The organism is Cupriavidus sp. DL-D2 (assembly GCF_039710735.1).
Taxonomy (GTDB): Bacteria; Pseudomonadota; Gammaproteobacteria; order Burkholderiales; family Burkholderiaceae; genus Cupriavidus.
The window spans coordinates 1-20726 of sequence record NZ_JBDKXK010000065.1 but is presented as its reverse complement, the minus strand read 5'-3'; the positions used below and the strand labels follow the sequence as shown (position 1 = coordinate 20726).

Genomic DNA, 20726 nt, shown 5'->3' with positions numbered 1-20726 from the left:
TGTCGCGTTAGATCACTAAGCCAGCTGAGCGGCCAGTTCGTCGAGGTTCGCCGGTGTCCACGCGGCGCCGGTCCATCTTTCGAAGCGCAGATCCTCGACCGGGATCGAGGTCAGCGTACCGAGCCAGTCGGTCGGGGCGGCACCGCAGCGCAGCCCGCTGGCTACCATCGTCATGGCCTCGGGCACATCGATGTCCGCCACGCGGGTCACCGTCGGCCAGGGCAGCAGGCGCATGTCCTGGGCCGGCAGGCCGAACCGGTACAGCCCGAACCGCGCGTGCAGCGCCGCGCGCGACATCGTGTGCCGCGCGCGGTCCAGCGCGTCATCCTTGGTGGCCGATGGGTCCCATTGCTGGTTGCGCGAAAACCACAGGATCTCCTGCTCGCCCAGGCGCGGAACCTCCGCGCGGGCCGCGGCCGGAATCAATTGCCCCGAACGCGCGATGGCCGCCAGCGGCGTGCCGACCGTGTAGTGCCAGACGTAACCAGTTTCGTTGTTCATAGTGCAGCTCCTGCAAACGTCCCTTCCGCCTCCAAGAGTGGTGGCGGATTGCCCCGCTTACAAGAAAGGTCACGGCGCATTGCGACCGCAACAAAGATGGCACATGGGGGTTGGCAACCGCTCCCATCGCCCTGCGAGCCAGCACTGGCGCGGATCTTCGTAAATCCGCTGCCGCGCTGGCTTCGCGATCATTGTGTGTATTTTGAGTGAGACGTCTAAAACCTTAGCACAGCGACTGGTGCATTGCAGCATTTGCCGTCATCGACATGGCTCGATACGTGCGCCACGCCACACCTGCCCGATTATCGCAATGGGCGCCTTGAAGAAACATGGACAGTGCCATGGATGTTGCCAGGGGTGACAAAGAATACCGATACCGGCATCGGGATTCTTGGGGCGGATGTCACATGCTGTGACTTTCGGGTGGCTTACGCTGCGTCCCGCATCGCAACTCGCCATGCTCCCCCAAGAGACACCCACAATGACCGAAGCCACCCGAACCTTCGCACCGGCCCGCCCACTGGGTCTGCTGGCTGCCCTGCTGCTATGCACGGTGCTGACCGCCTGCGGCGGCGACAACGATAACGGCACGCCGACTACCGCCCCGACCACTACGCCCGAGGCCAAGCCGCAAGGGGTGAAGTGCGCGCCCTGAGGCGCCGGCGCTCCCCCTTTCCGACATCGCCAATCCGCTACAGAACAGCGCTTCAGACCTTCCAGGGCAGACCGAGAACATGACTTCCAGCCGCCGTAACTTCCTGAAAATGGCCGGTGGCAGCGCCGCCGCCACCGCCGCGCTTGCCGCCTTCCCGCCGGCCATCCGCCGCGCACTGGCCATTCCGGCCAACAACGCCACCAAGTCGATCCGCGACGTGGAATACGTCGTGGTGCTGATGCAGGAAAACCGCTCCTTCGACCACTACTTCGGCACCATGAACGGCGTGCGCGGCTTCAGCGACCGCTTTCCGATTCCGCTCGCCGGTGGCCGCACCGTCCTTGAACAGACCTACGCCACGGGCAACACCAACCGCGTGGTGCTGCCGTATCACCTCGACCAGACCCTGGGCAACGCCCAGCGCGTCAGCGGCACGCCGCACAGCCAGCCCGACGGGCAGGCCGCCTGGGATCTGGGCCGCATGAGCGCCTGGCCGACATCGAAGAAAACACAGTCGATGGGTTACTACACGGAGCAGGAACTGGGCTTCCAGTACGCGCTCGCCAACGCCTTCACGCTCTGCGATGCGTACCACTGCAGCTTCCACGGCGGCACCAACACCAACCGGCTGTTCCACTGGACCGGCACCAATGATCCGTTCGGCAGGAACGGCGGCCCGGTCATCGACAACAGCGGCGACTCGCTGAACGCCACCGGCATCAACTACACCTGGACGACCTATCCGGAGCGCCTGCAGTCCGCCGGCGTGACCTGGAAGGTCTACCAGAACATGCCGGACAACTACACGGACAACCCGCTGGCCGGCTTTGCGCAATATCGCGCGGCCAATGCGGCCAAGGGCAATGCCATCGATGGCGCGCCCTATCCGCCGTACACCGCCGCCGACGAAGCCGTGAGCCCGCTCTACAAGGGCATTTCCAACACCATGCCCGATGGCGGCTTCGTGCAGGCGCTGCGCGACGACGTGGCCGCCGGCACGCTGCCGCAGGTCTCGTGGGTCGTGGCACCGGCCACCTACTCCGAGCACCCGGGACCGTCGAGCCCGGTACAGGGCGCGTGGTACACGCAGCAGGTGATCGACGCGCTGACGTCGAACCCCGATATCTGGAGCCGCACCGTCCTGCTGATCAACTTCGACGAGAACGACGGCTTCTTCGACCACCTGCCCCCGCCGTGCGCCCCGGCGCTCGATGGCAAGGGCCTGCCGGTGGGCTACACGTCGATGGATGCTTCCCCCGAGTACTACAGCGTGGACAAGACCCCGTTCGGCCCCGGCCCACGCGTGCCGATGTACGTGGTGTCGCCGTGGAGCCGTGGCGGCTGGGTCAACTCGCAGGTGTTCGATCACACCTCGGTGCTGCGTTTCCTGGAACAGCGCTTCGGCGTGGCCGAGACCAACATCAGCGCATATCGCCGCGCCGTGATGGGCGACCTGACTTCGGCCTTCGACTTCGTCAATCCGAATGGCAATGTCACGGTAGGTGTTTCGTTCGACAAGGCCAAGGCCGACGCGGATCGCGCCGCGCAGGACGCCAAGACGCAGATTCCCGTGCCGACCGTTGCCGCCCAGTCGGTGCCGGTGCAGGCCAAGGGCACGCGTCCGTCGCGCGCCCTGCCCTACACGCTGCACACCAGCGGCGTGGAAGAGCCGGCCACCAACTCCTTCCTGCTGCGTTTCAAGAACGACGGCAAGCAGGCCGCGGTGTTCCACGTCTACGACCGTCTGAACCTCAGCGATGTCCCGCGCCGCTACGCGCTCGAAGCCGGCGTGTCGCACGACGCCCGCATCGACGTCAGCGCCGATAACGGCCGCTACGACCTCTGGGTGCTCGGCCCCAACGGCTACCACCGCGCCTTCCAGGGCGACGTGACTGCACAGAAGGCCGCCGGCGGCGGTGCTGCACCGGAGATCCAGGTCTGCTACGACGATGGCCCCGAGCCGAAGGTCTGGCTCACGCTGATCAATCGCGGCAGCGCCACCTGCACGTTCACGGTCAAGCCCAACGCCTACCGCACCGACGGGCCTTGGTCGTTCGAAGTACCGGCCGGCAAGAGCCTGGACCAGGGCTACCCGGTGAAATCGCAGGCCAACTGGTATGACTTCACGGTGACCACGCAGCAAGGCGGTTTCAATCGCCGGTTTGCCGGACGGTTGGAGAACGGCGTACATACGACATCGGATCCGGCGATGGGGGTTTAAGCCCCAGCATCTCTCCCGCTGATGGTTTTCTCCCCTCTCCCGCGAGCGGGAGAGGGGCGGGGGAGAGGGCGAGCCGTGCAAATTGCTACGCGGTCGGCAAGCAGAACCTCCAGCCCTCTCCCCCAACCCCTCTCCCACTGCGTGGGAGAGGGGAGCAAACACGCGCACAACCCCACCTTCTTCCCCCTGTCACATTCCCGCCTTACAGTCGCCGGCTGACCTTGTTCTTCCGGAAGCTCAATGCTTGGCGATCTGCTCATTACGTTCTACGAAGTGGCACGACAGGGCAGCATCACCACGGCGGCGCGGCAACTGCGCCTGAGCCAGCCCACGGTCACCGGACGTATCCGCCAGCTTGAAGAGCTCTATGGCGTGGAGTTGTTTCATCGCCGGTCCGGCCGGGTGGACCTGAGCGATGTGGGCGTGGCGCTGATGCCGCTGGCCGAGCAGATCCTGCAGCAGGAGAGCAATGCGGACTTCCTGCTGCGCAATGCCGGCAACCTGCGCATGGGCAACCTGCGGATCGGTGCTACCGGCCCCTACTACATCCTGCGCAGCGTTGCCGCGTTTCGGCAGCGCTATCCCGCCATCGAGATCAGTATCGAGATTGGCAATTCGCGGCAGATGATCGAGGCGTTGTACGAGTACCGCATCGACGCCGCCGTGTCCTCGCACGCGCTCGACGACGATCGCCTGCACCGCGTGACGCTGGCCGCCGATCCGATGGTGCTGGTCGTGCATCCCGTGCATCCGCTCGCCCGTCGGCCCCGCGTGGAGGTGGCCGAACTGGCGACATGCCACCTGCTGGTACGCGAACAGGGCTCGATGACGCGCGAGGCCACAGAGTCCGCGCTGCTCGCCGCTGGGGCCAGCCTGCCCTCGCACACCGTCATCGGCAGCCGCGAGGCGATCTGCGAAGCCATTCGCCACAACCTCGGCGCCAGCGTGATGCCGGTAGGCGAGGTGCCGCGCGATCCGGCGCTCACCGTCGTGCAGTTCGCCAGCAATGCGCCAGTCATCCACGAATACCTGTACTGCCTCAACAGTCGACGCGACACCAGACTGCTGAGCGCACTACTCGGCTGCCTGGTTACCCCCGGCAGTGTCGCCAGCCCCACGGACCTGCGTGGCGAGGTGCCGCCGCCAGCGCCTATATTGAATTGACGTCCGTCCGCGCCCCCCTTCGCCCTCACGCCTCCACCAGACACCTCCCACTGACGATGCAATGACCGACCCGGGCCGCCCCAGCTTTCCCGAGTACGACCAGTTGCTCACGCTGCTGGAGCTTGGCGCGCCATGGTTCCAGACCCAGTCCGCCTGCCAGGTGGATGTCCGCGGCCACACCTTCGATGTCCACGTAGCCAGCCTGGGCACCCGCTCGCCCGATGCACCGGCCATTGGCATCTTCGGTGGTATCCACGGACTGGAACGCATCGGCACGCAACTGGTGCTCGACTACATGCGTGCGCTACTGTGCCGGCTCAGTTGGGACGAACTGCTGCACCGGCAACTGGAAACGGTTCGGCTGGTGTTCATGCCGATCGTCAATCCCGGCGGCATGTACGAAGCCACGCGCGCCAATCCCAACGGGGTGGATCTGATGCGCAACGCGCCCCAGAACGCTGACGACCGTGTGCCATTCCTGGCCGGTGGACAGCGGCTTGGCGCCTGGCTGCCGTGGTATCGTGGCCGCGCCGGCGCGCCGATGGAGGCCGAGAGCCGCGCGCTGCTGCGCGTGGTGGAGACTGAACTGTTGCCGCGCCCGCTCAGCTTTGCGGTCGATTGCCATTCCGGCTACGGCTGGCGTGACAGCATCTGGTTTCCCTATGCCCGCACGCACGCGCCGATGCCGCATTTCCCGGAGATGTACCTGCTGAAGACGATGTTCGAACAGGCCCACCCCCATCACGGCTATGCCTTCGAGCCCCAGAGCCACCAGTACCTGCTGCATGGCGACCTCTGGGACTACGCCTACGACCGCACGCCGCCCGGTGGCCTGTTCCTGCCGATGACGCTGGAACTGGGCTCGTGGCTCTGGATCAAGAAGAATCCCCGGCAACTGTTTTCACGGGCGGGCATCTTCAATCCGATCAAGGCGCACCGCACGGCGCGCGTGCTACGGCGCCATGTGAGCCTGTTCGACTTTCTGGGCCGGGTGGCCGTGGCGCCCGAGCGCTGGCTGCCACACGGCGACCATCGCAATCAACTGCTGGCGCAGGCGCGCGCGCACTGGCGCGGCAGGCCCGCACCGTAGCGCCTTCGATCCACCATGGGACGTTGGATATTCCTGCGCGGCCTGACCCGCGAATCGCGTCACTGGGGTGACCTGCCCGCACGATGGGTGCAGCACGGGCTTGGCCAGCCGCTGCTGATCGACCTGCCCGGCAATGGCGATGCCCGCCAGCAACCGGTGCCCGGCACGGTGCGCGGCATGGCCCAAGCGATACGCGATGCGGCACACGCCTCCGGCACAAGCGGGCCATGGCATATCCTGGCCATGTCACTGGGCGCGATGGTCGCCACGGACTGGGCACAAACGCACCCGGAAGACCTCGCCAGCCTGGTGCTGATCAATACCAGCATGCGGCCGTTCAGCCGTCCCACGCAGCGGCTGCGGCCACAGAACTGGGCTGCGATCCTCGGCATGGCACGTCACTGGCACGACCGGGTCCGGTGCGAGCGCACGATCCACCGGCTGACCTGCGAGCGGCTGGATACGCGCGATGCCGACCTTGCCCGCTGGGTCGAGATTGGAGAAAGCGCCCCCGTCACACGCGATGCCGCATGGCGCCAGCTACTGGCGGCGGCGCGCTTCCGCGCGCAGGACGTGCCGCCGCCCTGCCCCACGCTCATCGTCGCTTCCGACGTGGACCGGCTGGTCGATCCGCGATGCTCGGCGCGATTGGCAGCGGCATGGCAGGCCCCGCACGTCCGGTTCGCCCGGCATCCGTGGACCGGCCACGATTTGCCGCACGACGATCCGGCATGGCTCTGCGAGACCGTCCGCGCGTTCCTGCCACGCCAATAAAAAACCGCCGGAGACCCGAGGCCGTCCGGCGGTTGCTTCCTGCGTATGGCTGAGTGACTTACAGCGAACCGCAGGTGACTGGCGACTGCGATTCCAGCAACGCCTTCGCGCGGTGGTTGCACAGGGCGCCAAGCAGCGTCTCGGCTGCCGCTTCCAGACGCTCTTGCGTACCGAACAGCCGCGCTGCGATCAGGCCGCTCTGCAGCGAGCCGTAGATCACCTGTGCCAGCATGGCGGGCGGCACCGGGTACGGCGTCTCGCGCTCCTTCTGGCCGCGCTCCAGCAGTCGGGCCAGCCATGCCTCGTTGATGTGATAGAACTCCTTGAGCACGTGATGCACCGATTCCGGCAGGCTCAGGATTTCGGTGGACAGCATGCCGGCCAGGCAGATCTGGCCCGAGCCGCAGGTCTGCCGCAGCGGATCCAGATACTGGCGCGCCTGCTCCAGCACGGGCAGGCTCTGGTCGATGCCCGCCAGCCGCGCCGAGATCCTGCGGCTGTATTCCTGCACCGCCTCCAGGACCAGGTCGTCCTTGGAAGGGAAGTAATAGTGGATGCTGGAGGTCTTCACCCCCACGAGTTCGGCCAAGTCGCGATAACTGAAGCCGTTGAAGCCGCGGCTGCGGATCAGGACCAGTGTGTGTTCGAGCAGTTGCTCGCGGACGGGTTGCGTTTTCATGGTGGGTACTTTATCTACACGAAGATAGATACTCAACCGGGAATTTCCCGGAGTCAATGCCGGCGCCGATCACAGCACACCCTGCACCGCCAGCGTGATGGCTGCACCACTCACGGCGCACAGCGCCAGCCAGCCGCCCAGAACTAGGGCATCCTGCCCGATCCACGTTTTCATCTTAGTGCTGCCTCAAAAAAAACAGACGTGCGCCCTTTTGGGACGCCCGTCTGTGCCGGAGTCATCGTCAGATCATGACGACGTTTGAAACCTTGGCCGTACCTCAGACCAGTGCGCCGTCGGTGAAGACGTCGATCGAGCGGGCACCGTCGCTGAAGCCATCGCGGTTGCTGATGCGGGCACCTTCGGTGTACACGTCGCGGTTCGAGAGGCTGGCAACCAGGCCATCGCGGTTGCTGACGCGCGCACCATCGACGAACGGGTTGCGCGGAGCATTGCCACGGGCGCCTTCGGTGTACACATCGCGGTTCGACAGGCTGGCTACGAGGCCATCGCGGTTGGTGACGCGGGCACCGTCAACGAACGGGTTGCGCGGAGCATTGCCACGGGCGCCTTCGGTGTACACATCGCGGTTCGACAGGCTGGCTACGAGGCCATCGCGGTTGGTGACGCGGGCACCGTCAACGAACGGGTTGCGCGGTTCATTGCCACGGGCGCCTTCGGTGTACACGTCACGGTTCGACAGGCTGGCTACGAGGCCATCGCGGTTGGTGACGCGGGCACCGTCATCGAACGGGTTGCGCGGAGCATTGCCACGGGCGCCTTCGGTGTACACGTCACGGGTCGACAGGCTGGCTACGAGGCCATCGCGGTTGGTGACGCGGGCACCGTCCACGAACGGGTTGCGCGGAGCATTGCCACGGGCGCCATCGGTGTACACGTCACGGCTGGACAAGCTGGCAACCAGACCGTCGCGGTTGCTGATGCGGGCACCATCGGTGAAAGCATCGCGGTTTCCGATACGGGCACCGTCCGTGAAGGCGTCGCGGTTACCGATGCGAGCACCGTCAGTGAAGGCGTTGCGTTGATCGTTGACGCGGTAGCTGTAACCGTAGGCTTCGCCACGGGGTTGTGCGGCCTGGGCAGCGCCCGTAACGAAAGCGGCGGCGAGGGCGGCGGCGGTGATGATGGTCTTGGCGTTCATGATGCTCTCCTTGCGGGCCGGGCGATCCTGGATTGGGCGGATCGGGCGGCGGGTCTGTGCTGCAGATCGAGCGGTCTTTCTTTTGGTCCTCGTTGCTATCTACTGCTAGATAGAGGACCAGGGCTAAAAAAAAGACCGCCTCCGGTTTCACTGCCTGGTGTTGCGTGGACCTTTCTGCTTCGGTTCCGTACCGTTTCTGTCTCGGTCCGGAGCGCTGCGTCGCTGTCCATGGCGTGAATACTATCTACCTATAGATAGACAATCAAGGAGAATTTCGTAGAACTACGAGAAAAGATTTCTATGGGGAGGATTGAGTTTGCCTATTTCATCGGTAACCCGTTGATTTTTCTAAGCTTTCCATAGCCTTTCCGCCAATTTTCGCTTGTTCGACCTCCAGCACAAACTTTCTTTTACGCAGGCGAGTGCTACGGTTATCACATACGGACCCCGCCTACCGTCGCGCCATGCCCTCCTCGCTCGATCCCTCCGACGTGCAGCGCTCCGGCTGGCGCTGGGTGGCAGGCGCATTCGGGCTGGCGGGACTGGCGGCTGCCGCATCCTTCGGCCGACTGCTGCTGTACCGCGCCGTGGAACGCGAGGCGTTCATGCCCAGCCCCATTGGCACGCTGACACCCGATGATCTCGGCGTGGTCTCCCGACAGTTCACGTTCCACAGCGGCGACAGGACCCTGCAAGCGTCGTGGGTGCCGGCTGCGCAGCCGGGCGCCCCGGCGCTGGCCGTCTTTCATGGTGATGAAGAAAGCCTGGCCGACTGGGCGCCGGTGCAGGCGTTACTCCATGCGGGCGGGATCAGTTCATTCGTATTCGATTACAGCGGCTATGGCAGCAGTACCGGCACGCCCAGCGTACGGCGACTGCGCGAGGACGCTCTTGCCGCCTACCTGCAGTTTCGCGAGGCGGCGTCGGGTGCCAGTCGGCACTACGTGATGGGGTATTCGCTGGGCAGCGGGGTGCTGCTGGATGTCGTGGCATCGCTGCAGCCACAGCCGGACGGCGTGGTCGTGGGCGCCGGGTTCTCGTCGGCGCGCGCCGCTGCCGTGGCCACGGGGCTGGTATCGCGCTGGATCGCCTGGGCGCTACCCGATCCGTGGAACAACATCGCCCGGGTGCGCAAGGTGAAGCTGCCGGTGATGCTGGTACACAGCCGGCTCGACGCCACCATTCCGTTTCGCCACATGCAGCACATGGCCCGGGCGATTCCGGGCCCGAGCCGGCTGGTGGTGTTCGAGCAGTTGCCGCACAACGCGGCCATCGAGCCCGCTTTCATGAAGACGTTCTGGGCGCCGGTGACCCGCTATCTCTCGAGCGGCAAGCTGTAAATGTGAAGCTCGGCTTTACAGCCACCCTTACAGCTTGAACTCGCCCACCACCCGCTGGAGTTCCTGGGCTTGGTCGGCCAGCGCGGCCGACGCGGCGGCGGCTTCCTCCACCAGTGCGGCGTTCTGCTGCGTCACGTCGTCCATCTGCGTCACGGCCACGTTGACCTGCTCGATGCCATCACTCTGATGTTCCGACGCCGAAGCGATCTCGCCCAGGATCTGCGTCACGCGACGCACGGCCTGCACGATCTCGTCCATCGTCTGCCCGGCTCGTCCCACCAGCGCCGTGCCGCTTTCCACCTGCTGCGCGGAGTCGCTGATCAGTACGTTGATTTCCTTGGCGGCCGCGGCGCTGCGCTGGGCCAGCGTGCGCACCTCGCCCGCTACCACGGCAAAGCCGCGCCCCTGCTCGCCCGCCCGTGCCGCTTCCACGGCGGCGTTGAGCGCCAGAATATTGGTCTGGAATGCGATGCCTTCGATCACGGCGATGATGTCGGTGACCTTGCGCGAACTGACGCTGATGGCGTCCATGGTCTGCACCACATCGCTGACGATGGTGCCGCCCCGCTCGGCGATACCCGACGCGGCATCCGCCAGCCCATTGGCCGTGCGTGCGCGCTCGGTGTTCTGCCTGACCATCGCGGTCAGTTCGCCCATGCTCGACGCGGTTTCCTGCAATGTGGCCGCCTGTTCCTCGGTGCGTTGCGAGAGATCGGTGTTACCCACGGCAATCTGCTGCGACGCGGACGAAATCGCATCGCTGGCGGACTTGATGCGCGTGACCAGTTCGGTCAGCATGTCTTCCATCTCGCCCAGCCCGCCCAGCAGCCGGCCGAAGTCGCCGCCCCGGTCGGTGTCGAAATCCTTGCTCAGGTCGCCAGCCGCCACGGTCTCGGCGATGAACTCGGCCTCCTTGAGCGGCGCCTCGATCGCGCCCACCAGCCGCACCCAGAAAATCAGGCTCAGCACCGGCACCGCTGCGCCAATGCCCCAGATCCAGCCCCGCGTGCCAGCATCGTTGATCTGCCCCAGCGCCAGCGTGGCCATGACGCCCACCAGCACCACGATCACCCCGAAAGCCGCGCCCATGCGGGTGCGCATACTCAAGTTGTCCCAAGCCATGATGCCTTCCGCTCCTCGTTCCTGCCCCGCGTTGTCCGGGGCTATCGATGGGCTAACGGTTGGAGGGCCGGGAAACTTTAGGGGCGTTGTGGCCCGGTGGAGGCCACTCAGACTGCGGTCATGCGGAACACCGTTGGGGGGCCATCCCGGCCGGGTCTGCGCCTCGCTCTCGATGAATCACCACCAAATAAGGAAGACGCAAGCACTTATAGCCTTTCCCAACGCGAAAGTTACCCCGCTTACATCTTGCACACATCGTCGGCAGGTGAGTAGTGAATAGAATCTGACGAGTAGAAGTCGACAATCGATTTTTGAGATAGCCACAATGCCACGCACCCTCCTTTCTGCCGCAGCCGTCGCGGTCCTCTCGATCTTGGCGATCACCGCCCATGCCGACCCATGGAAGGACGAGTCTGGCCATGGTCATGGCAAGCGAAAAGGCGGCGAATACAAGGAGGAATATTGGGACGGTCCGTGCAAAGTGGAACGCAAATGGAAAGGCAATGGCGAGTACAAGGAAGAACGAAAGTGCAAGGACCGCGGTGCGTACTATGCTCCCGCTCCCGTGTACCCGGCGCCTGAGCCGGCCATCGTGATCAGCCCACAAGTGATCGTGCGCCCATGAAGGTGGTGTCCTGCGTGAGAGACGGAGGTGGGGGCTGCTACCGGAAGCCGCCAATCTGACAACTCTCGGAAAAGTTCTCGTCCTCTAGCCCCCTACTCCCCCACAAACACCGGCAACCCCGACACCTCGTCACGCAGAAACGCAATCAACGCCCGCGTCGCCATCGACAGATGGGGATTGGGCGTCGTGATGATGTAGAGGCGGTTGCCCAGTCCTTCCGGTGTCCAGTCGGGCAGCACGGGAACGAGCGTGCCGCGTCGCACATCGTCCCAGCCCATGTAGAGCGGTAGCAGGCTGACGCCGTGCCCTTGTCGTACGGCGTTCATCAGGAATGGGAAGTGTTCGGACTGCAGGTACGGGGTGATTTCCACGTCTTGCCGTTCCGGGCCGCAGTCGGTGTCGCGACCCAGCGTCAGCAGGAAGCGGCGCGACGTATAGGGCGGGCACAGGAAGCGGCATTCGGTCAGGTCCGATGGCTTCCTCAGTGGCGCGACGCGCTTCAGGTAATCGGGTGAGGCGCAGAGCTGCCAGCGGATCGCGCAGACGTCGCGCGCCACGGTATCGAGTGGTGGCAGCGACGTCACCTTCAGCGCCACGTCGATCTCCGCAGCAATCAGGTCAGTGACGCGGTTCGCAAAGAACACGCGCAGCGAGATACCGGGGTGCAGTTCGGCAAAACGCAGCAGCATCGGCGCGATGAATGCATCGCCCAGTCCGGTTGGCACGCTGATGCGCACATGGCCGCGCAGCGTCTTGCCCAGGCTGTCGATCTCCGCCTGCGCGGCTGCGATCTCCTGCAGGATGCGCAAGCCATGTTCGTAGAGCGACTGCCCCGCATCTGTCATTTCCAGCCGACGCGTGGTTCGGCGCAGCAGCATGGTCCCCGCCTGCTCCTCCAGTTGCCCGAGTTGCCGGCTGATCTGCGACCGCGTCACGCCGCGTCGGCGCCCTGCCTCGGCCAGGTTGCCCGACTCCACGATATCCACGAATGCCTGAACGAGATTGAGGTCCATGCGAATGTTCTGAAAAGCAATGTCAAGTATTACGCAACATTGTGCTGCGGCAAGACAGGATTGTCGATGATGAAGAGCGTGGCTACAGTGTTGTGCCACTGGATAAAGATGTCGAATAACTGGGAGACACCGTATGCCTGCAGACCTCTGGTTCGAATCGTTGCATCGCCCCGGCGCGGAGGTCGTGGATCGCGGCAACCGGCTGGCGGGCGGTCTCAGGCGGCTTGGGCTGGAGTCGGGTGACGTGGTGGCGGTGCTGCTGCGCAACCATCCGGTGTTCGCCGATGTGGTGTTTGCGTGCCGCACGGCCGGCACCTATTACTGCCCGATCAACTGGCACTTCACGGCGGAGGAAGTGCGCTATCTGCTGGAAGACAGCAACGCGCGCGTGCTGATCACCCAGGCAGACCTGCTGCCCGCCGTGCTGGCCGTGGTGCCTGCCGGTGTAGTCGTGCTGACCGTCGACGGTATCAATGACGATGCCATCGAATACGAACCCTGGCTCGCTGCGCAGGCACCGTACGACGGCCCGCGCGTGGCACCGCGCGGCCATCTGGCCTATACCTCCGGCACCACGGGGCGGCCCAAGGGCGTGCTGCGCCAGCCGGTTCCGCTCGACCAACTGGACGATCAGCAGACGCGGCTGCGCTCGCTGGTCAGCCAGGCCATCGGCATCGTTCCCGGATGCCGCGCGCTGATGTCGGCCCCGCTGTATCACAGCGCGCCGAGCGTGTTCGTGCAGAACGCGCTGCAGATGGCCGAGCGGCTGGTGCTCGCCCCGCGCTTCGATGCCGAGCAGGTGCTGGCGCTCGTGGAGAAGCATCGTATCGACGTGCTCTACCTCGTCCCGATCATGTACGTGCGGCTGCTCAAGCTGGCGCCCGAGGTGCGTGCGCGCTACGACCTGTCGTCGATCCGGTTTGTCGCATCCACCGGATCGCCCTGCTCGCCCGAGGTCAAGCGCGCGATGCTCGACTGGTTCGGCCCGGTCATCCACGAAACCTATGCATCGAGCGAGGCCGGCATGATTACGGTGGCCACGCCGCATGACGCCGCTACGCGGCCCGGTACGGCCGGGCGTGCCGTGGACGAAGGCAGCATTCGCATCATCGACGAGGCTGGCCGCCCTTGCGCCGCCGGCGAAGTGGGCCTGATCTACGTCCGACAGCCTGCGTATCCCGATTTCACGTACCTGAACAACGATGCCGCACGGCAGGCCATCGATATCGACGGCCGCGTCACGCTCGGTGACATGGGCTATCTCGACGCGGACGGCTACCTGTTCATCTGCGACCGCGCGTCGGACATGGTGATCTCCGGCGGCGTGAACATCTATCCGGCCGAGATCGAGCACGAACTGGTGCGCTACCCAGGCGTGGCAGATTGCGTGGTCTTCGGCGTGCCCGACGACGAATATGGCGAGCGACTGCACGGCGTGGTGCAGCCGGTGGCAGACACCACGCTGGAACCGGAAGCCGTCGTCGAATGGCTGCGCGGACGGCTCTCGGGCTTCAAGGTGCCGCGCACGATCGAGATCGTTGCGCAACTGCCGCGCGACGAGACCGGCAAGCTCGCCAAGCGCCGGCTGCGCGACCAGCACTGGGCGGGACGCCAGCGTCGCGTCTGAGTCATCGATCAAACAACAACGCACAAGAAAGACAGGAGACAACATGCAACGCAGGACCGCACTCATCGCCGCCGCAACGCTCGGCCTCGCAACCTTCGCTTCATCGGCCTTTGCCGCGTATCCCGATCGTCCGATCAAGCTTGTGGTGCCGTACACGCCGGGCGGCTCGACCGACCAGTTCGGCCGTGCAATGGCCGAGGGCATGGCGCGCGAGCTGAAGCAGCCCGTGGTGGTGGAAAACCGCCCCGGCGCCAATACGATGGTCGGCACGCAAAGCGTGGCGCGTGCGCAGGCCGATGGGTACACCATCCTGATGGGCAGCAGCGCGAGCATGGTGCTGAACCCGATGCTCTACAAGAAGACCGGCTACGACCCGAAGGACTTCAAGGTCATCCTGGTGGGCATCGAAGTGCCGCTCGTCGTGGTCACCAACAATCAGGTGCCAGCCAACACGATCAAGGACTTTGCCGCCTACGCCAAGGCGGCGGGCGGCAAGCTCAACTATTCCTCGGTAGGACTCGGCAATCCGCTGCAACTGGCCTCGGAGATGCTCAAGAGCGAGCTTGGCATGGAGATGACACACGTGCCGTACAACGGCAGCGCGCCGGCGTTGTCGGCGCTGCTGGCCAACGATACGCAGATGATGGTCGATGTGGTCAGCACCTCGCTGCCCCATATCAAGGCCGGCAAACTCAAGGCGCTGGCAGTGACGGCGCGCTCGCGTCTGGAAGTGCTGCCCAACGTGCCGACCATGGCGGAGAGCGGCTATCCGAACTTCCATGCCGCCACGTGGTTCGGGCTGTCCGTACCGGCCCAGACGCCGCCGGAAGCCATCGCGAAACTGCAGGCTGCCGCATCGCGCGTGCTGACCGAGACGGCGTTCCGCAATACGTTCAACGCGCTTGGACTGATCGTGCAGCAGCCCCGTTCGCAGGCCGAGATCGACCGCTACGTCAGCGCCGACCGTGAGAGCTGGGGCAAGGTCATCCGCGCCAACAACATCAGCCTCGATTGATGCGATGGATGCATCAGGCGAGCGCCTCGGCGGTGCGGTAGTCCGCATCCCACGCGCTCGCCAGTTGCAGGCAGCGGCCCAGCGGTACGGCGTTGCGCTCGACATCCACGACCATGACGTGATCGGCCCATGCGGGACGCGGCGGTGTCTCCGCGCTGCGTCCATCGGTCAGCAGCCATAGCCAGCGCTGCTGCGCGGGACGCTCCCGGGCCTGGCGCGCCAGCAACTGATCGGCGCGGACAAGGCCCAGCGTCAGTGGCGTGCCCCCTCCCCCACTGATCGGCCGAATCCAGTCTTCATTCCAGCGCTGCGCGCGTGACGGCGCCAGCCGCACCTCGGCGTGCCCTGCGGCAAAGCAGACCAGCGCCACATCGGCGCGCGACTGATAGGCACGTTCCAGCAATCGCACCAGCACGCCTTTGGCCAGCGCCATGGGTTCGCCATGGACCATCGAACCGGAACAATCGAGCACCACGCAATGCAGCACACCCGCACGCGGGTCCGTGCGACGGTAGCGCAAGTGCGCGGGCGTCAGCACGGCGTTGCGGCGCGCGGCCAGCGTGCGCGGCCAATGCACACGCACGCCCGGTGCCGCACCATGCGTGGCTTGCCGTGCCGATACCGGACGCGCCGCCTGCCACCGATTGCCACCGGACCGCTCGGGTCCGGGCGCCCGGTGGCTCAGGCTTTTTTTGCGGTGCGGTCTCCGGCGAATGGCTTCAGCGGTTTCACATCGGCAATCGCACTTGGCTGGGGCGGCGGCAGTGCACCCCACGGGTCTGTTGACGATGGCGATTGGGACGATGGCGGCGGTGCGGCCTGCGCGTTGTCCTGCGCAGGCTGTGTCGCTGGCGAGCCGGCATGACGGCGATGATGGAGCACCAGTTCGGCCACGGCATCGACATGTCCTGCGTCGATGGCGCTGGCGCCCTGCCACGCAGCCAGCGCACGCGCGGCGCGTAGCATGACGAGGTCAGCACGCACGCCATCCACGGCAGCGGCCAGACAGAGCGCACTGACGCGATCGTGCACGGCATCACTGAACGTCAACGCGTCGAGCGATGCACGCGCACTGACCACACGCGTCGCCAGTTCACGCTGGCGCGGCGCCACGGCGGCGCAGAACGCTTCCGGGTCCGCATCGAACGCCAGCCGCGCACGCACGATGGCCTGACGCGCGGCGGGGTCCGCGTAGTTGCCCAGCGACAGCGCCAAGCCGAAGCGATCGAGCAACTGCGGCCGCAGCTCGCCCTCTTCCGGATTCATCGTGCCCACCAGCACGAAGCGCGCAGGATGCTCGTGCGATACCCCGTCACGCTCTACCACGTTCACGCCGCTGGATGCGGCGTCGAGCAACTGGTCGACCAGCGGATCGGGCAGCAGGTTCACTTCGTCGACGTAGAGCACGCCATCGTGCGCGCGTGCCAGCAGCCCCGGCTGGAAGCGCACCTCGCCCTGCTGCAATACGTGCGACAGATCGAGCGTGCCCGTCAGTTGTTCCTCGCTGGCACCGAGCGGCAGCGTCACGAAGTGGCCGTGCGGCAGTAGTCCGGCCAGCGCACGCGCCGCCGTGGATTTGGCGGTGCCACGCGGGCCAGTCACCAGCACGCCGCCGATGCCGGGATCGATGGCCGCCAGCAGCAGCGCCTGTTGCAGCGCGTCCTGCCCGACCAGGGCACTGAACGGAAAAATCGGGCGCAGGGCCTGGCTTGTCATGGCTGTCCTTCCAGACGCTGTTCGTTGTCGAGTAGATGGTGTTCGATGCGATCCCGCTGGTCGCCCGGTTCCTGCCAGAGGCCACGGTCCATCGCTTCCAGCAGGCGTTCGCAGATGCCTTGCAGTGCGCGCGGATTGTGCTGGGCGAGGAAGTCGCGATTGGTAGCGTCGTGCACATAAGCATCGGCCACGAGCGCGTACTGGTGATCGCCCACCACGCGCGCGGTGGCGTCGTAGCCGAACAGGTAATCCACGGTTGCGGCCATCTCGAACGCACCCTTGTAACCATGCCGACGCACGCCGTCTATCCATTTCGGATTCACCACGCGTGTGCGGATCACGCGCGCGATTTCTTCGTTCAAGGTGCGCACGCGCGGCGCGGCAGGATTGGCGTGATCGCCGTGATAGATCGCCGGCTGCGCGCCGCCGAGATGGCGCACCGCCGCGACCATACCACCCTGGAACTGGTAGTAGTCGTTGGCGTCGAGGATGTCGTGCTCGCGGTTGTCCTGGTTCTGCACCACGGCGTCGATGCCGGCCAGCCGCGACGCGAAGGTTTCGTGCGCCGCCACGCCATCGAGCCGCTGCCCGTAGGCGAAGCCGCCCGCGTGCAGGTAAGCATCGGCGAGGTCCGCATCGGTCTGCCAGCGGCGACCATCGATCAGCGCCTGCAGGCCCGTGCCATAGTCCCCAGGCCGCGCGCCGAACACGCGCCAGCTTGCGCGATCCTTTGCGGCATCGGACGAGACACCCTGCGCCATCAGCGCCTGCTGTTCGGCCAGCACGCGTGCGCGGATCGGATTGACGTCTTCGGGTTCATCGAGCGCGGCCACGGCACGCACGGCGGCATCGAACAGCGACACAAGATTGGCGAAGGCATCGCGGAAAAAGCCCGAGACGCGCAGCGTCACATCCACGCGCGGACGGTCGAACACGGTCATCGGCAGGATCTCGAAATCGACCACGCGATGGCTGCCATGTGCCCACTTCGGCCGCACGCCGAGCAGCGCCATGGCCTGCGCGATGTCGTCGCCGCCCGTGCGCATCGTCGCCGTACCCCAGACCGACAGCCCCACGGCGCGCGGATATTCGCCGTGCTCCTGCAGATGCCGTTCGATCAACTGGCTGGCCGAGCGCAGCCCGAGCGTCCATGCCGTACGCGTGGGCACGGCACGCGTATCGACCGAGTAGAAGTTGCGGCCTGTGGGCAGCACATCGGGACGTCCGCGCGAAGGTGCGCCGCTGGGTCCCGGTGGCACAAACCGGCCTTCCAGTCCGTTGGCGAGTTGCGCGAGTTCCTGCGTGCCGCATGCGTCGAGACGTGGCGCAACATCGCTGCGCAATCGCGCGACGACGGCGGATGTCTGCGGCATCGACGTTGTCACGGTGCTGATGTCTTCATCGAGCATATGCAGCGCCAGCAGTTCAAGACGCTCGCGTGTATCGCCATGATGGCGCCATGGGCCCGCGTCGATATTCGACAGCACTTCCGGACGCAGACCGGTCCACGGTGCGGCCCAGTCTGCATCGAGCGGATCGAAACCGAGCGACAGGTCTGCAGCCAGCGCCGTCAGCAGGCTCGCGCGGCCGTCGGCACCATCGCCTGCCGGGAAGCGTGCCAATGCCGCCAGCGTGTCACGACGCTGCCGTCCTTCTGGCGATTGGCCGAATACGTGCAGCCCATCGCGAATCTGCGACTCCTTGAGTTCGCAGAGCCACGCGTCGGTGCGATTGAGCAGCGCGTCTTCGTCATCGTTGCTGGCCGGGACATCGAGGCCCAGCTCGCGGTGCAGTTGCTGGCTGACGATGGATTGCAGGATCTCGCGACGCAGCAGTTTCGCGCGACGCGGATCTATGCTCAGTGCTTCGTAGTACTCGTCAACCTGACGTTCCAGATCTTGCAGCGGACCGTAGTTTTCGGCGCGCGTCAGCGGCGGCATCAGGTGATCGATGATCACGGCCTGCGCACGGCGCTTGGCCTGCGCGCCCTCGCCGGGGTCATTGACGATGAACGGATAGAGATGCGGCGTGGGTCCAAGGATCGCATCGGGCCAGCAACTGTCGGACAGCGCCACGCTCTTGCCCGGCAGCCATTCGAGATTGCCGTGCTTGCCTACATGTACCACCGCATCGATGGCGAACACGCGGCGCAGCCAGAAGTAGAACGCGAGGTAGCCATGCGGCGGCACGAGTTCCGCATCGTGATAGCTCGCGTAATCGTCCACGCCATACGCACGCGCGGGCTGGATGCCGACGAAGACGTTGCCCGTGCGCACGCCCGCGATCATGAAGCGACCGTCGCGCATCATGGGGTCTGCTTCAGGCGCGCCCCAGCGCGCGGCGATGGCGTCGCGATTGGCCTCGGGCAATTCGGCCAGCCATGCGCGATAGTCCTCCATCGACAGGCTCTGGAACGCGGGCCGCCATGCATGCTGATCGAGATCGTTGGTGACGCCACGGGTGAGGCCGCGCATCAATGCGTCGCCATCGGCGGGAAGCGGACCCAGTGTGTAGCCTTCGGCATCGAGCGTTTGCAGGATGCGCACGACCGACGCCGGCGTATCGAGCCCTACCCCGTTGCCGATGCGCCCTTCGCTGGCGGGATAGTTGGCGAGGATCAGCGCCACGCGCTTTTCATCGTTCTGCAACGTGCGCAAGCGACACCAGCGATGCGCAAGCTCCACCACGAATCGCACGCGCTCCGCATCGGGCTGATAGCGCACGACATCGACCTGTGTATGCGGGCAGCGCCACGCCAGCCCCTTGAAGCTGATGGCGCGCGTGATGATGCGGCCATCGACCTCGGGCAGCGCCACATGCATCGCCACATCGCGCGTGCCTAGGCCCTGGCTATCGGCCAGCCAGTCCTCGCGATTGCCGCCGCTCAGGATGACCTGCAGCACCGGAGCATCGTTGGCGAGCGGTACATCGCTATCGCTCGCATTGTCGAGCGAGGCCGTGGCGAAGGCCGTGGTGTTGAGGACGAGCGCTACCGAATGTTCGTCGCACAGGCGCTGGAGCACCTCGCGGCACAGCGGCTCTTTCAGCGAACTGACGGCCAGCGGCAGCGGACAGAGGCCAGCATCGAGCAACGCCTCAGCCACGGCATCGAACACGGCGGTGTTACCGGCTTGCAGATGCGAGCGATAAAACAGCAGTGCCACGACCGGCGCACCATCGAGTCCGCGTGCAGACCATTCGTGCTGCCAGTCCTGCACGGTCGCCACGCCATGGTCGCGGTGATAGAGCGCGGCTTGCGGCAGGACTTGCGGGGGTAGCGCGGGTGCGGTGAACTGTTCTGGATAGGCATGACCGGCGAGGTGGCGGAAGAACTGTTCCGCGTTGCCAGGGCCACCTTCGCGCAAATAGCGCCAGAGCTGATGCGAGAGTTCCGCCGGGGCATTGCCACGCCGCGCGAGGTTATCGTCCTCGGCAAGATCGCCCGAGAACATCACCAGCAGTTGCCCACGGGCGCGAGCGAGTTCCGGCAGGCGTTCCAGCCCGTAGGCCCAGTCGCTCTCGCCGCCGAGGTGATCCACCACCACTACACGCGCATGCTGCAGAACTTCGTCGATATAGAGATCGAGCGAGGCCGGCTGGCGCAGGTACATCTGGTTGGCCAGTCGCACACTCGGATAGTCTGCGCCGAGTTGCGGCACGGCAGCAGCCAGCAGCGACAGCGTGGTGTCAGCGGCACTCAGGACGACGATATCGCCCGGCGTCTGCTCGATGCGCAAGACGATCGAATCGTCCTCGACGAAGCCGCCTGGCCGGGTGGACAGCAGATGCATGGGTCAGCGAACGCCCGTAACGATCGTGGCTGGAATGCTGGACGTCTGCATGGCTGGGGCGGGTGAATTTGTGAAGGCGATCAGGATACGGGGGTTGGCGGTGGCTGTCTATTTGGGGGGCCTTGCCCGCCCTGCCGGTTTGCTCCCCTCTCCCATGTAGTGGGAGAGGGGTTGGGGGAGAGGGCATGCGGTGGGCCTGTCAGGAATTTTGTGTGTAGGGCATAACATGTCGTT

The 20726-nt window shown here is 65.5% G+C and carries 17 protein-coding genes; 9 read left to right on the top strand and 8 right to left on the bottom strand.

Annotated features, from left to right (window positions below):
• Positions 1 to 15: 15 nt before the first annotated feature.
• Positions 16 to 501 (bottom strand): hypothetical protein, encoded by a 486-nt coding sequence (locus ABDB81_RS25460; protein ID WP_137925419.1) that lies wholly within the window; start codon positions 499 to 501, stop codon positions 16 to 18.
• A gap of 481 nt (positions 502 to 982) precedes the next feature.
• Between ABDB81_RS25460 and ABDB81_RS25455 the strand changes: the two genes are divergently transcribed.
• The 5 genes from ABDB81_RS25455 to ABDB81_RS25435 all read left to right on the top strand — a co-directional run bounded on the left by ABDB81_RS25455 (position 983) and on the right by ABDB81_RS25435 (position 6405).
• A complete protein-coding gene (locus ABDB81_RS25455; RefSeq protein WP_171020411.1) occupies positions 983 to 1156 on the top strand; it encodes a hypothetical protein in 174 nt (57 codons plus the stop codon).
• 79 nt (positions 1157 to 1235) lie between these two features.
• Complete coding sequence (locus tag ABDB81_RS25450; protein ID WP_137925420.1) at positions 1236 to 3377, top strand: phospholipase C, phosphocholine-specific; 2142 nt, start codon at positions 1236 to 1238, stop codon at positions 3375 to 3377.
• A 240-nt stretch (positions 3378 to 3617) separates the two neighbouring features.
• Complete coding sequence (locus tag ABDB81_RS25445; RefSeq protein ID WP_137925421.1) at positions 3618 to 4541, top strand: LysR substrate-binding domain-containing protein; 924 nt, start codon at positions 3618 to 3620, stop codon at positions 4539 to 4541.
• Positions 4542 to 4602: 61 nt separating this feature from the next.
• Positions 4603 to 5631: a M14 family zinc carboxypeptidase gene (locus ABDB81_RS25440; protein ID WP_346813925.1), complete on the top strand. Its 1029-nt coding sequence runs from the start codon at positions 4603 to 4605 to the stop codon at positions 5629 to 5631.
• Between the two features lie 15 nt (positions 5632 to 5646).
• Positions 5647 to 6405 (top strand): alpha/beta hydrolase, encoded by a 759-nt coding sequence (locus ABDB81_RS25435; protein WP_346813924.1) that lies wholly within the window; start codon positions 5647 to 5649, stop codon positions 6403 to 6405.
• Positions 6406 to 6463: 58 nt separating this feature from the next.
• Here the strand turns inward: ABDB81_RS25435 and ABDB81_RS25430 are convergent, their stop codons facing one another.
• Positions 6464 to 7084, bottom strand: a complete 621-nt coding sequence (locus tag ABDB81_RS25430; protein WP_137925424.1) for a TetR/AcrR family transcriptional regulator — start codon at positions 7082 to 7084, stop codon at positions 6464 to 6466.
• A gap of 277 nt (positions 7085 to 7361) precedes the next feature.
• A complete protein-coding gene (locus ABDB81_RS25425; protein ID WP_346813923.1) occupies positions 7362 to 8243 on the bottom strand; it encodes a hypothetical protein in 882 nt (293 codons plus the stop codon).
• A gap of 464 nt (positions 8244 to 8707) precedes the next feature.
• Here ABDB81_RS25425 and ABDB81_RS25420 point away from each other — a divergent pair, with 464 nt between their 5' ends.
• Complete coding sequence (locus tag ABDB81_RS25420) at positions 8708 to 9583, top strand: alpha/beta hydrolase (protein ID WP_137925426.1); 876 nt, start codon at positions 8708 to 8710, stop codon at positions 9581 to 9583.
• 27 nt (positions 9584 to 9610) lie between these two features.
• Here ABDB81_RS25420 and ABDB81_RS25415 read toward each other — a convergent pair whose 3' ends face one another.
• Complete coding sequence (locus tag ABDB81_RS25415) at positions 9611 to 10684, bottom strand: methyl-accepting chemotaxis protein (RefSeq protein WP_346813952.1); 1074 nt, start codon at positions 10682 to 10684, stop codon at positions 9611 to 9613.
• A 346-nt stretch (positions 10685 to 11030) separates the two neighbouring features.
• Here ABDB81_RS25415 and ABDB81_RS25410 point away from each other — a divergent pair, with 346 nt between their 5' ends.
• Complete coding sequence (locus ABDB81_RS25410; protein ID WP_346813922.1) at positions 11031 to 11330, top strand: hypothetical protein; 300 nt, start codon at positions 11031 to 11033, stop codon at positions 11328 to 11330.
• A 92-nt stretch (positions 11331 to 11422) separates the two neighbouring features.
• Here the strand turns inward: ABDB81_RS25410 and ABDB81_RS25405 are convergent, their stop codons facing one another.
• Positions 11423 to 12343, bottom strand: a complete 921-nt coding sequence (locus ABDB81_RS25405) for a LysR family transcriptional regulator (RefSeq protein WP_160474004.1) — start codon at positions 12341 to 12343, stop codon at positions 11423 to 11425.
• A 133-nt stretch (positions 12344 to 12476) separates the two neighbouring features.
• Here ABDB81_RS25405 and ABDB81_RS25400 point away from each other — a divergent pair, with 133 nt between their 5' ends.
• On the top strand, positions 12477 to 13970 hold the full coding sequence (locus tag ABDB81_RS25400) for an acyl-CoA synthetase (RefSeq protein WP_346813921.1): 1494 nt from the start codon (positions 12477 to 12479) through the stop codon (positions 13968 to 13970).
• 43 nt (positions 13971 to 14013) lie between these two features.
• A complete protein-coding gene (locus ABDB81_RS25395; protein WP_346813920.1) occupies positions 14014 to 14985 on the top strand; it encodes a tripartite tricarboxylate transporter substrate binding protein in 972 nt (323 codons plus the stop codon).
• Between the two features lie 13 nt (positions 14986 to 14998).
• Here the strand turns inward: ABDB81_RS25395 and ABDB81_RS25390 are convergent, their stop codons facing one another.
• The 3 genes from ABDB81_RS25390 to cobN all read right to left on the bottom strand — a co-directional run bounded on the left by ABDB81_RS25390 (position 14999) and on the right by cobN (position 20492).
• Positions 14999 to 15568, bottom strand: a complete 570-nt coding sequence (locus ABDB81_RS25390) for a VWA domain-containing protein (RefSeq protein WP_346813919.1) — start codon at positions 15566 to 15568, stop codon at positions 14999 to 15001.
• Between the two features lie 98 nt (positions 15569 to 15666).
• The gene (locus tag ABDB81_RS25385; protein WP_346813918.1) at positions 15667 to 16701 is read right to left on the bottom strand and encodes an ATP-binding protein; all 1035 of its coding nucleotides are present in this window, start codon (positions 16699 to 16701) and stop codon (positions 15667 to 15669) included.
• Positions 16698 to 20492, bottom strand: coding sequence for a cobaltochelatase subunit CobN (gene cobN, locus ABDB81_RS25380; protein WP_346813917.1), 3795 nt, complete (start codon positions 20490 to 20492; stop codon positions 16698 to 16700). Before cobN ends, ABDB81_RS25385 begins: the two co-directional genes overlap by 4 nt.
• Positions 20493 to 20726: the final 234 nt, after the last annotated feature.

Coding starts and splice junctions, on each gene's coding strand:
- ABDB81_RS25460 (WP_137925419.1), bottom strand. CDS start 501: ATGAACAACGAAACTGGTTACGTCTGGCACTACACGGTCGGCACGCCG.
- ABDB81_RS25455 (WP_171020411.1), top strand. CDS start 983: ATGACCGAAGCCACCCGAACCTTCGCACCGGCCCGCCCACTGGGTCTG.
- ABDB81_RS25450 (WP_137925420.1), top strand. CDS start 1,236: ATGACTTCCAGCCGCCGTAACTTCCTGAAAATGGCCGGTGGCAGCGCC.
- ABDB81_RS25445 (WP_137925421.1), top strand. CDS start 3,618: ATGCTTGGCGATCTGCTCATTACGTTCTACGAAGTGGCACGACAGGGC.
- ABDB81_RS25440 (WP_346813925.1), top strand. CDS start 4,603: ATGACCGACCCGGGCCGCCCCAGCTTTCCCGAGTACGACCAGTTGCTC.
- ABDB81_RS25435 (WP_346813924.1), top strand. CDS start 5,647: ATGGGACGTTGGATATTCCTGCGCGGCCTGACCCGCGAATCGCGTCAC.
- ABDB81_RS25430 (WP_137925424.1), bottom strand. CDS start 7,084: ATGAAAACGCAACCCGTCCGCGAGCAACTGCTCGAACACACACTGGTC.
- ABDB81_RS25425 (WP_346813923.1), bottom strand. CDS start 8,243: ATGAACGCCAAGACCATCATCACCGCCGCCGCCCTCGCCGCCGCTTTC.
- ABDB81_RS25420 (WP_137925426.1), top strand. CDS start 8,708: ATGCCCTCCTCGCTCGATCCCTCCGACGTGCAGCGCTCCGGCTGGCGC.
- ABDB81_RS25415 (WP_346813952.1), bottom strand. CDS start 10,684: ATGCGCACCCGCATGGGCGCGGCTTTCGGGGTGATCGTGGTGCTGGTG.
- ABDB81_RS25410 (WP_346813922.1), top strand. CDS start 11,031: ATGCCACGCACCCTCCTTTCTGCCGCAGCCGTCGCGGTCCTCTCGATC.
- ABDB81_RS25405 (WP_160474004.1), bottom strand. CDS start 12,343: ATGGACCTCAATCTCGTTCAGGCATTCGTGGATATCGTGGAGTCGGGC.
- ABDB81_RS25400 (WP_346813921.1), top strand. CDS start 12,477: ATGCCTGCAGACCTCTGGTTCGAATCGTTGCATCGCCCCGGCGCGGAG.
- ABDB81_RS25395 (WP_346813920.1), top strand. CDS start 14,014: ATGCAACGCAGGACCGCACTCATCGCCGCCGCAACGCTCGGCCTCGCA.
- ABDB81_RS25385 (WP_346813918.1), bottom strand. CDS start 16,701: ATGACAAGCCAGGCCCTGCGCCCGATTTTTCCGTTCAGTGCCCTGGTC.
- cobN (WP_346813917.1), bottom strand. CDS start 20,492: ATGCATCTGCTGTCCACCCGGCCAGGCGGCTTCGTCGAGGACGATTCG.